We start from the raw sequence: 10,751 nt of genomic DNA on the forward strand, positions 1-10,751 counted from the left end.
TACCGCCGCGGCACCGGGCAACGCCGCCAACTACTCGCCGGTGAAGACCGCTTTACGCTTCTCGGCGAAGGCCCGCGGCCCCTCCTTGGCGTCCTTCGTCTTGAAGACCGCCATCCCGACCTCCCCGTCGATCTTGAACGCCTCGTCCTCCGGCATGCCCTCGGTCTCCCGGATGGTGCGCAGTATGGCCTGCACCGCCAGCGGGCCGTTCCCGGCGATCACGGCCGCGATCTCCAGCGCCTTGTCCAGGGCGCCACCGTCCGGCACCAGGTAACCGATCAGCCCGATCTCTCTGGCTTCCGCCGCGGTCAGGTGCCGCCCCGTGAGCAGGATGTCGGCCGCGATCGTGTACGGCAGCTGGCGCACCAGCCGGACCGCCGACCCGCCCAGCGGGTACAGCCCCCAGCGCGCCTCGGAGACGCCGAACTTCGCGCTCTCGCCCGCGATCCGGATATCGGTGGCCTGCAGAATTTCGGTGCCGCCCGCGATGGCCGCACCCTCCACCGCCGCGATCAGCGGCTTACGCAGCCGGCGCCCCTTGAGCAGCGCGGGCAGCGTGGTGGCGTCGAACCCGCCGCTGAAGCTCTCGCCCGGGTGCTGCTTGGTCATGCCCTTGAGATCGGCGCCCGCGCAGAAGGCGCCGCCCGCGCCGGTCAGGATCGCGACCCGGATTTCCGGATCTTCGTCCACCTGGTCCCAGGCATCGAGCATGATGCCCATCATCTCGGTGGTCAGCGCGTTCCGCGCCTCCGGTCGATTCAAGGTGACGATGAGGACGTGGTCCCGCTTCTCGACGAGGCACTGCGCCATACCGGATTCTCCTGACTTCTGAGGCTTGTCAGAAACAGTAACACGTTCTATTTTTAGCTCTGTGAGCTACAACATAGCGGATCTCGTCGAACACGCCATCGATCTCATGCCGGACCGGATCGCTCTGGCCGACGACGCCCGTGAGATCAGCTACGCCCAGTTGGAGGAGCGGGCCAACAAACTGGCTCATCACCTGCTCGAACAGGGCGTACGTCCGGGTGACAAAGTCGGCATCTACTCGCGGAACACGATCGAGGCCATCGAGGCCATGATCGCGGTCTTCAAGGCGCGGGCGGTGATGATCAACGTCAACTACCGCTACGTCGAGAACGAGTTGCAGCACATCTTCGAGAACTCGGACATGGTGGCGCTCGTGCACGAGCGGCGCTACGGCGACAAGGTCGCGGCGGTCCGGGCGAAGGTGCCCGCGCTGCGCACGCTCGTCGTGGTGGAGGACGGCACCGACACGCCGTACCCCGAGGGCGCGGTCGAGTACGAGGCCGCGCTGGCCGCGGCGAGCGGCGAGCGCGACTTCGGCGAGCGCTCGCCGGACGACGTCTACATGCTCTACACCGGCGGCACCACCGGCCTGCCGAAGGGCGTCATGTGGCGCCAGGAGGACGTCTGGCGGGTGCTCGGCGGCGGCATCAACTTCATGACCGGCGAGTACGTCGAGACCGAGTACGAGCTGGCCGAGCAGGGCGCCGCGAACCCCGGGCTGACCCGCTTCCCGATCCCGCCGATGATCCACGGCGGCTCGCAGTGGGCCAGCTTCCAGAGCCTGTTCGGCGGCGGCAAGCTGGTGATGATCCCGGAGTTCAGCGGGCACGGGGTGTGGCAGCACATCGACCGGCACACCATCAACGTCGTCTTCATCACCGGTGACGCGATGGCACGGCCCATGCTGGACGCGCTGATCGAGGGCAACCCGGAGACCGGGAAGCCGTACGAGCACTCCGCGCTCTACGCGCTGGCCAGCTCGGCGGCGCTCTTCTCGCCCAGCCTCAAGGACAAGTACGTGGAGCTGCTGCCGAATACCATGATCACCGACTCGATCGGCTCGTCGGAGACCGGTTTCGCCGGGCTCAGCATCGTCGCCAAGGGCAGCGCGTCGGACGGCGGGCCGCGGGTCAAGATCGACGCCTCCACCTCGGTGCTCGGCGAGGACGGCAAGCCGGTCGAGCCCGGCTCCGGCCAGATCGGCATCCTTGCTCGCAAGGGGCACATCCCGCTCGGCTACTACAACGACCCGGTCAAGACCGCCGCGACCTTCCGCGAGTACGACGGCGTGCGCTACTCCATCCCCGGCGACTACGCGCGGGTCGAGGAGGACGGCTCGGTCACCATGCTCGGCCGCGGCTCGGTGAGCATCAACTCCGGTGGCGAGAAGATCTTCCCGGAGGAGGTCGAGGGCGCGCTCAAGGCGCACCCGGACGTCTTCGACGCGCTGGTGGTCGGGGTCCCGGACGAGCGCTGGGGGCAGCGCGTGGTGGCCGTCGTGCAGCCGCGCGACGGCGCCAAGCCCACCCTGGCCGAGCTGCACCCGACGATGTGCGAGAGCATCGCCAGGTACAAGCTGCCGCGCAGCCTGTGGTTCGTGGACGAGATCAAGCGGTCGCCCGCGGGCAAGCCGGACTACCGCTGGGCCAAGGAGCAGACCGAGGCACGGCCCGCCGACGAGCACGCCGAGGCGACCGGCAAGTAGGCGCTTTCGACGGGCCGTCGCGCGGGGACGCGCGGCGGCCCGTTGCTGTTGTGGAGGGTGAGATGGATCTTCCGTGGGCGTTCTTCGAGCGCACCGCCGAGCGGGTGTTCACGCCGCTGGCCATGGCGGCCAGCGCGTGGTCGCCGGACATGGTGAACGGGCCCGCGCTCTGCGGGCTGCTCGCCGAGTGTCTGGATCGGGAGTACGGCTCGCCGGAGTTCGCGCCCGCGCGGCTCACTGTCGACCTCTTCCGCCCGACCCTGCGCAAACCGCTCGAGATCGCCACCAGCGCGGCGCGCACCGGGCGGCGGATCGTGGTCGCCGACGCCGAGCTGCGGCAGGACGGCCATGTCGTGGCGCGGGCCAGCGCGGTCTTCCTGCGCCGCTCCGAGCAGCCGCCCGGCGCGCTCTGGACCCGCTCCGAGCAGCCCGCGCCGCCGCCCGCCGCGCTGCGCGCCGGGAGGGCCACGCACATCTGGGGCAGCGACGCGCATCCCTCGGGGTGGAGCTCGGAGCTCGGTGAGCACCAGAACGACAGCCGCAAGCGCTGCTGGCAGGAGCCGGTTCCGGTGGTGCTCGACGAGACGGCCGGTCCCTTCGCGGCGGCCGCGATCATCGGGGAATCGACCAGCCTCATGACGAACTGGGGGACCGAAGGGGTCGGGTTCATCAACGGTGACCTGACGCTGGCCCTGGCACGGCTGCCGCGCGGGAAGTCGATCGGGGTGGAGGCGGACAATCACATCGGGGTCGATGGAGTCTCGGTCGGTACCGCGACGCTCTTCGACGTTGACGGGGTGTTCGGCAGCTGCATCGTCACCGCGGTCGCCAATCCGGCGGCGCAGGTGGATTTCACCCGGGAGAACGAAGCGATGGATGATCGTCGCAAGGCCGCCGCCGCGCGGCGAGGTGCGTGATTCAGCGGTGGCGCTGTAACCGGTCGACCAGCCCGCCGTCGCGCGGGCTGTGCAGCTAACGGATTCAGGCTGTCCGGGTCAGCCACGCGCCGATCTCCGCCAGCCGCTCGGCCGCGTAGGCCGGGTCGACCAGCCCCTCCGGGGTGTGGATGCCCGGTGCCGCCGCCGTACCGCGGAGTCCGAGCAGCCGCTCGACGCCGAGGGCGACACCGAGGGCGGTCAGCGGGCGCTGGCCCTCGGGGTGGACCAGGTAGTGGGTGGTGGCGAGCGATTCGCCGGTGCTCGAGGTGCCGTCGATATCGATGCGGACCTCGGTCGATGCGGGTTCACCGCGGCGGCGGCTCGCGGATTCGCCGACGGCGAGGTCGAAGCGGACGTCGTGGGCGCCGGTGGCGAGCGCGATGCTGGGGACGTCGAGGAAGGCGAGGCTCCGGCCGGGAAGCTCGGTGCCGTCGATACCGCGGACGGTCGCGTCGGCGTCGCTGCCGGTGATCCAGGTGAAGACTCCGTCGCGGCGGACGTATCCGGCGTCCGGGGCCGCGGCGAGGCGTTCCATGTCGACCGCGCCCGCCGGGCCGCCGGTATCGGTCTCGTCCAGGACGGCGCCGAGCCGGACGGTCTCGATCCGGCCGAATTCGCGCGCGGCGTGCAGTGCCGCGAGGGTGAGGGTGCCCGCGAAGCAGTGGCTCGCCACCAGCACCGGCGCGGCACCCGCCCGCTGGCCGCTCAGCACGACCTCGGGGGCGATGTCGGTGAGGCCGCTGGAGATGCTCAGGTAGGGCAGGTTGTGCCGCTGGGCGTGGCGCAGGCCGTGCAGGCGGTCGTCCCAGAGCGCCGCGACAACCGCCGAGTGCGTTCCGCCGTGGAGGCCGAGGTCGGCGCGGTGCAGGTCGACGGTGACGGCGGTGGCGGTGCCGAGTTCGTCGGCGACGCGCTGGGCGCGCGCTAGATCGCGGGCGGCGATGGTGAGCGGCAGGGTCGGGTGCCAGCGGCGCAGTAGTGCGGCCGCGGTGGCGCCCGCCTGGCCCGAGCCGCCGAGGAGCAGGACTGGATTCGTCGGGTTCACAGTGTCCTCCGAGTAGCTACATTTTGTAACTTACATTTTGTAGCTAAACTGGGCGGCAACGCAAGGGAGGGACAGATGACACCGAGCCGGTTGACCAAGCAGGCCAGGCGGGAGCAGTTGCTCGACACCGCACTGGCGCTCGTGCGCACCCGCGGCGCCGACGGGCTCACGCTGCCGACCCTGGCCGAAGCCGCGCAGGTGAGCAGACCGATCGTCTACGGCCACTTCGGAACCCGGCCGCAGCTGCTGCTCGAGCTCTACCGCAGGCTCGACGAGCGACACCGCTCCGCCATCGCGCTGGCTCTGGAAACCGCGGCGCCGGACGAGATCGCCCCCGTCCTGAGCGCCGCCTACTTCGCCTGCGCGACCGACATGCCCGAGTTCGCCGCCGTCTCGGCGGCCCTGAAGGGCGATCCGGAAGCGGAAGCCGCCCAGCGCGCACTGCTCGACGCTTACGTCGACCTGATGGCCGCCGCCCTCGCGCCGCACACCGCCCTCGAGCCCGGCGCGCTCCGGCTCCGCTGCATCGGGATCCTCGGCGCCGCCGAAGCCATCGCCGCCGAACTCAACCGCAGGGCTGTCACCGCCCCGGCGGCGGTCGGGGCACTGACCGCCCTGATCACGAGTGGCGTCGACCCCTTCGACGCCGCAGCCGACCACGTCCTCCGGACGAGCGAGGAGCTCAACCGTCGGCTGGCGTGAGCTAGACCGCGGCGATATCGGCCCGGTCGGCGAAGAGCGCGCCGATGGCGCGGAGGTGGTCGGTGGCGCCGCCCAGGGCGAACTCGTTGTGCTTGGCGGCGATGAAGTAGCTCTGCACGATGTGGTCGCGGTCGATCCCGACCCCGCCATGCACGTGCACGACGGTGTGCGCGACCCGGTGCCCCGCCTCGGCGGCCCAGAACTTGGCGGTGTGCACGGCACCCGCCGCGTCCAGCCCCTCGGCCAGCTGCCAGGCCGCCTGGGTGACCGCGAGCCGCAGCCCCTGGACGTCGATGTAGGCGTCGGCGAGCCGCTGCGCGACGGCCTGGAAGCTGCCGACCGGCTTGCCGAACTGCTCGCGCTCGCGGGCATACCCGGCCACCAGCTCCAGCGCCCGCTCCAGGGTGCCGAGCTGCAGCGCGGCGAGCCCGAGCCAGGCGCGCAGCCGCAGCCAGTCGAGCACGCGCGGACCGTCTTCCACGGTGCCGACCAGCTCGGCGGGGGCATCGGCGAGCGCCACCAGGTACTCCGGGCTGCGGTCGACCACCAGCTGCTCGGTGATCGTGACGCCTGCCCCGGCGGGGTCGACGAGCGCGACGGCGACCGCGTCGCCCACCGCGACCGGGACGAGGATCCGCTCGGCCTGCGCCGCGAACGGCACCGTGATCAGCTCACCGGTCACCGTCAGCGCGGCGCCGTCGGCCCGGGCGGTGGCGGCCGGAACCCCGCCCCAGTTCCGCTCCTCGGCCAGCGCGACCGTGAGCAGCGCCCGCCCGGCCAGCTCGCGCTGGGATTCGGAGCCGAACTCGGCGAGCGCACCGGCCCCGAGCACCGCGGACCACAGGTACGGCACCGCCGCCACGTGCTTGCCGAGTTCGCGCAGTACCGCGGTCTGCTCCAGCACGCCGAAGCCGTTGCCGCCGACCGACTCGGGCAGCGTCGCCGCAGGCACCCCGGCCTCGGTCAGCGCCGCCCAGAGCGGCTCGTCGAAGCGGACGGCGGTGGTGTCGAGTTCGCGCAGCCGATCGGCGGTGACGAGCTTGCCGCACACCTCCGCGGTGAGCCTGCCCAGATCCTGCTGCGCCTCGGTGGGGGTGAAATCCATGGTTGTTCGACCTCTCCGGGGGAGTTCAGCGGGCGGCGGCGGGCTGGCGCAGCGCGGTCATGGCGATGATGTCGCGCTGCACCTCGTTGGTGCCGCCGCCGAAGGTGAGGATGAGCGCGGCCCGGTGCATCCGCTCCAGCCGCCCGCGCAGCGCCGCGCCGGGGGAGTCCTGGCGCAGGTACGCCTGCGGGCCGAGCACCTCCATGAGCAGCCGGTACGCCTCGGTGGAGAGCTCGGTGCCGTACACCTTGCAGGCCGATGCGTCCCACTGCCGCGGCGCGGCGTCGCCGCCCGCGTCGGCGCGGCTGGAGATCTCCCAGTTCAGCAGCTTGAGGTGCTCCACCTTGGCGTGCACCCTTGCGAGGTTGAGCCGCACCCATTCCTGATCGATCACCCGGCTGCCGTCCCGCGACGTGGTCTCGCGCGCCCACTCGACGGTCTGCCGCAGCGCGAGCTGCAGCGCCGCGGCGGAGGTGAGCGCCACCCGCTCGTGGTTGAGCTGGTTGGTGACCAGCGACCAGCCGCCGTTCTCCGCGCCGACCCGGGCCGACACCGGAACCCGGACGTCCTGGTAGTAGGTGGCGCTGGTGTCCGGGCCCGCCATGGTGTGCACGGGCGTCCAGGAGAAGCCTTCGGCCGTGGTCGGCACGATGAGCATCGAGATGCCCTTGTGCTTGCGGGCGTTCGGATCGGTGCGCACGGCCAGCCAGATGTAGTCGGCGTAGGCGATCAGGCTGGTCCACATCTTCTGGCCGTTGATCACGTAGTCGTCGCCGTCGCGCACCGCCGCGGTGCGCAGCGAGGCCAGGTCGGTGCCCGCCCCCGGCTCGGAGTAGCCGATGGCGAAGTGCAGCTCGCCCGCCGCGATCTTCGGCAGGAAGAACTTCTTCTGCTCGTCGGTGCCGTAGTGCATGATCGTCGGCGCGACCGAGTTGATGGTCAGGAAGGGCACCGGCGCGCCCGCGATGGCGGCCTCGTCGGTGAAGATCAGCTGGTCCAGGATCGGCCGGTTCTGGCCGCCGAACTCCTCCGGCCAGCCCAGCGCCAGCCAGCCGTCCCTGCCCATCTCGGCGACGACCTCGCGGTAGACGTTGCCCTCGCCGTACTCGCCGGTCTGCGCGCTCAGCGCCGTCCGGCGCTCGGGGGTGATCAGCTTCGCGAAGTAGGCGCGGAGCTCGGCGCGGAGTTGTTCCTGTTGCGGCGTGTACGCGATGCGCATCGGCAGAACCTCATACTCGGATCGGTCGAGGAGAGCCACTCGAGGGGCTTCGACGGAAATGGATTGCCCCGATCATTGCATATCGGCTGAAACATGTTCCAGTATTGATCCACGATCCGGACCTGATCGGGCGCACGAGCCGCAGCCGAGGCAGAGGAGAACTCGATGAAGATCATCTTGGATACCGACCAGTGTGAGGCGAACGGCGTCTGCGTCGGAATCGCCCCCGACGTGTTCGAACTCGATGATGACGACTACCTGCACATCCACGGCGACGAGGTTGCCGATGGCGACCTGCCCGCGGTGACGGAGGCGGTGGCACAGTGCCCGAAGGCCGCGCTGCGGCTCTCCTGAGAATTGCTTGCGGTGAACTGGAACACGTTCTAAAGTCGGCGCCGTGAGCGAAGCAGAACCGATCCTTGCCGGGCGAGTGGCCATCGTGACCGGCGCCGGCGCCGGGCTCGGCAGGGCGGAGGCGCTCGCCCTCGCCGCCGCGGGCGCTTCGGTCGTGGTCAACGACCTGAGCGAGAACGAGGCGGTGGCCGAGACGCTGGCCGCGATCCGCGCACTCGGCGCCGAGGCGGAGTTCGTCGCGGGCAGCGTCGCCGAGCGGGAGACCGCCGACGCGCTGATCGCCACGGCCGACGAGGCATTCGGCGGGCTGGACATCGTTGTCAACAACGCGGGCATCACCAGGGACCGCATGCTGTTCAACATGTCCGACGAGGAGTGGGACGCGGTGATCGCGGTGCACCTGCGCGGCCACTTCCTGCTCATCAGGAACGCCGGCGCCTACTGGCGCGGCAAGTCCAAGGCGGCGGGCGGCCCGGTGTACGGGCGGATCGTGAACACCTCCTCCGAAGCCGGGCTGCTCGGCCCGGAGGGGCAGGCGAACTACGCCGCCGCCAAGGCGGGCATCACCGCGCTGACGCTCACGGCGGCGCGCGGCCTCGCCCGGTTCGGGGTGCGTGCCAACGCGATCTGCCCGCGCGCCCGCACCGCCATGACGGCGGCGGTCTTCAGCGACGCACCCGAGGGCGACGTCGACCCGCTGGCGCCGGAGCACGTCGCCCGGCTGGTGACCTACCTGGCCTCGCCCGCCGCGGAGGCGGTGAGCGGGCAGGTCTTCGTCGTCTACGGCCCGATGGTGGCGCTCATGGCGGCGCCCGAGGTCGAGCGGCGGTTCGACGCGGCCGGGCCGGAGTGGTCCGACGCGGGACTGGCCGAGACACTCGGCGCCTACTTCGCCGAGCGGCCCGAGGGGCGTAATTTTTCCGCCAAGTCCCTGACCGACCTGGGTTGATGGCTGTTCCGCCCCCGGACCGCCGTGTTGATCACCTGTCCAGGACTGTTGATCGTGGCGGCCACGCAGGGTAGGAATGGGGTTGCGCTGTGGGGTGCCTCACAGACACCTGTCCAACTCTGAATAGATACTCGTTACAATTTCAATCCGCAAATTGGAGGAAATCAGCACTTCAAAGTGCTGAAATCCCCCTCTGAGCGGGGTGAACATGTTCTAATCATGCGAAGCAGGGTCGAGCAAGGAGGATCGCCGATGAACCCCGTCCTTGCTGTGCCCCTCAGGGCCGTCGGGGGATTCTTCGAACTCACCGCCGACGTCGGTCGCGCGGCTTTCCGCCGCCCGTTCCAGGCGCGCGAGTTCGTCGATCAGTCCTGGTTCATCGCCAGGGTCTCGCTGGTGCCGACGCTGCTGGTCGCCATCCCGTTCACGGTGCTGGTCAGCTTCACGCTGAACATCCTGCTGCGCGAGATCGGCGCCGCCGACCTGAGCGGGGCGGGCGCGGCATTCGGGTCGGTGACCCAGGTGGGGCCGATCGTCACCGTGCTCATCGTGGCCGGTGCGGGCGCCACCGCGATCTGCGCCGATCTCGGCGCGCGCACCATCCGCGAGGAGATCGACGCCATGCGGGTGCTCGGCATCGATCCGATTCAGCGCCTTGTGGTTCCGCGCGTGCTGGCCTCGATGTTCGTCGCGCTCATGCTGAACAGCCTGGTCTGCACGATCGGCATCGCGGGCGGCTTCCTCTTCTCGGTCTTCCTGCAGGACGTGAACCCGGGTGCCTTCGTCAACGGGATCACGCTGCTCACCCACCTGCCCGAGCTGATCATCTCCGAGATCAAGGCCGGGCTCTTCGGGCTGATCGCCGGGCTGGTCGCCTGCTACCTCGGGCTGAACGTCAAGGGCGGGCCGAAGAGCGTGGGCGACGCGGTGAATCAGACAGTCGTCTTCGCCTTCATGGCCCTGTTCGTGGTGAACGTGGTCGTCACGGCGGCCGGCATCAAGTTCACGGTGCGGTGACGCCATGGCCTTCGTGATCCAGTCCCGCTTCCCGCGCACGGTCCGGCGGCTGCGCCGCAGCTCGGACTCGCTCGACGCGATCGGTAAGCAGGCCGTCTTCTACGTGCGGGCGCTGGCCTCGGTGCCGCGCGCGATCACCCACTACCGCACCGAGACCATCCGGCTGATCGCCGAGATCAGCATGGGCACCGGTGCGCTCGCGGTGATCGGCGGCACGGTGGTGATCGTCGGGTTCCTGACGCTCTTCGCCGGCGGCACCATCGCGGTACAGGGCTACAGCTCGCTCGGCAATATCGGCGTCGAGGCGCTGACCGGCTTCTTCGCCGCCTTCATCAACGTCCGCATCGCGGCGCCGGTCATCTCCGGCATCGGCCTGGCCGCCACCATCGGCGCCGGCTCCACCGCGCAGCTCGGCGCCATGCGGGTGGCCGAGGAGATCGACGCGCTGGAATCCATGGCGATCCGGCCGGTGCCGTACCTGATCGGGACCAGGGTGCTGGCCGGGATGATCGCGATCATCCCGCTCTACGCGCTCGCGGTGATCGCCTCCTTCGTGGCCAGCCGCTTCGCCACCGTCGTGATCTACGGGCAGTCGGCGGGCGTCTACGACCACTACTTCTCCACGTTCCTGATCCCCAGCGACATCCTCTGGTCCTTCGCGCAGGCCATCTTCATGGCGCTCGCGATCATGCTGATCCACACCTACTACGGCTACACCGCGTCGGGCGGCCCGGTCGGGGTCGGCATCGCGGTCGGCAATGCCGTGCGCACCTCGCTGGTCGCGGTGGTGTCGGTGACGCTGCTGATCTCGCTGGCGATCTACGGAACCTCCGGCAACTTCCATCTCTCGGGGTGACGCGGACCATGACGACGCAGCAACGCGCGGCCGAGCCGGGCCGGGGCGCCC

At 70.2% G+C, this 10,751-nt stretch carries 11 protein-coding genes; 7 read left to right on the forward strand and 4 right to left on the reverse strand.

Features of this window, described 5'->3' with window-relative positions; all coding sequences use genetic code 11:
• Positions 1–30: 30 nt before the first annotated feature.
• The gene (locus ACFO0B_RS20050; protein ID WP_378614054.1) at positions 31–810 is read right to left on the reverse strand and encodes a crotonase/enoyl-CoA hydratase family protein; all 780 of its coding nucleotides are present in this window, start codon (positions 808–810) and stop codon (positions 31–33) included.
• A 61-nt stretch (positions 811–871) separates the two neighbouring features.
• Here ACFO0B_RS20050 and ACFO0B_RS20055 point away from each other — a divergent pair, with 61 nt between their 5' ends.
• Both ACFO0B_RS20055 and ACFO0B_RS20060 read left to right on the forward strand, forming a co-directional pair.
• On the forward strand, positions 872–2,515 hold the full coding sequence (locus ACFO0B_RS20055) for an acyl-CoA synthetase (protein ID WP_378614055.1): 1,644 nt from the start codon (positions 872–874) through the stop codon (positions 2,513–2,515).
• A 62-nt stretch (positions 2,516–2,577) separates the two neighbouring features.
• Entirely contained in the window at positions 2,578–3,432 is an 855-nt protein-coding gene (locus ACFO0B_RS20060) for an acyl-CoA thioesterase domain-containing protein (RefSeq protein WP_378614056.1), read from the forward strand.
• A gap of 64 nt (positions 3,433–3,496) precedes the next feature.
• On the opposite strand, the gene ACFO0B_RS20065 is transcribed toward ACFO0B_RS20060, so the two are convergent.
• Positions 3,497–4,498 carry a saccharopine dehydrogenase gene (locus ACFO0B_RS20065; RefSeq protein WP_378614057.1) on the reverse strand — a complete coding sequence of 334 codons (1,002 nt, stop codon included), beginning with the start codon at positions 4,496–4,498 and terminating at the stop codon, positions 3,497–3,499.
• 75 nt (positions 4,499–4,573) lie between these two features.
• Between ACFO0B_RS20065 and ACFO0B_RS20070 the strand changes: the two genes are divergently transcribed.
• The gene (locus ACFO0B_RS20070; protein WP_378614058.1) at positions 4,574–5,200 is read left to right on the forward strand and encodes a TetR/AcrR family transcriptional regulator; all 627 of its coding nucleotides are present in this window, start codon (positions 4,574–4,576) and stop codon (positions 5,198–5,200) included.
• A 1-nt stretch (position 5,201) separates the two neighbouring features.
• Here the strand turns inward: ACFO0B_RS20070 and ACFO0B_RS20075 are convergent, their stop codons facing one another.
• Complete coding sequence (locus tag ACFO0B_RS20075) at positions 5,202–6,305, reverse strand: acyl-CoA dehydrogenase family protein (protein ID WP_378614059.1); 1,104 nt, start codon at positions 6,303–6,305, stop codon at positions 5,202–5,204.
• 25 nt (positions 6,306–6,330) lie between these two features.
• The gene (locus ACFO0B_RS20080) at positions 6,331–7,524 is read right to left on the reverse strand and encodes an acyl-CoA dehydrogenase family protein (RefSeq protein WP_378614060.1); all 1,194 of its coding nucleotides are present in this window, start codon (positions 7,522–7,524) and stop codon (positions 6,331–6,333) included.
• Positions 7,525–7,689: 165 nt separating this feature from the next.
• Between ACFO0B_RS20080 and ACFO0B_RS20085 the strand changes: the two genes are divergently transcribed.
• The 4 genes from ACFO0B_RS20085 (at position 7,690) to ACFO0B_RS20100 (ending at position 10,700) form a co-directional block, all read left to right on the forward strand.
• Complete coding sequence (locus tag ACFO0B_RS20085) at positions 7,690–7,878, forward strand: ferredoxin (protein WP_378614061.1); 189 nt, start codon at positions 7,690–7,692, stop codon at positions 7,876–7,878.
• A gap of 43 nt (positions 7,879–7,921) precedes the next feature.
• The gene (locus ACFO0B_RS20090) at positions 7,922–8,827 is read left to right on the forward strand and encodes a 3-oxoacyl-ACP reductase (protein ID WP_378614062.1); all 906 of its coding nucleotides are present in this window, start codon (positions 7,922–7,924) and stop codon (positions 8,825–8,827) included.
• A gap of 252 nt (positions 8,828–9,079) precedes the next feature.
• Positions 9,080–9,844, forward strand: coding sequence for an MlaE family ABC transporter permease (locus ACFO0B_RS20095; protein ID WP_233015775.1), 765 nt, complete (start codon positions 9,080–9,082; stop codon positions 9,842–9,844).
• Between the two features lie 4 nt (positions 9,845–9,848).
• Complete coding sequence (locus tag ACFO0B_RS20100) at positions 9,849–10,700, forward strand: MlaE family ABC transporter permease (RefSeq protein WP_378614063.1); 852 nt, start codon at positions 9,849–9,851, stop codon at positions 10,698–10,700.
• The last annotated feature ends 51 nt before the right edge of the window (positions 10,701–10,751 follow it).

It is taken from the genome of Nocardia jiangsuensis, assembly GCF_042650385.1.
Classification (GTDB): Bacteria; Actinomycetota; Actinomycetes; order Mycobacteriales; family Mycobacteriaceae; genus Nocardia; species Nocardia jiangsuensis.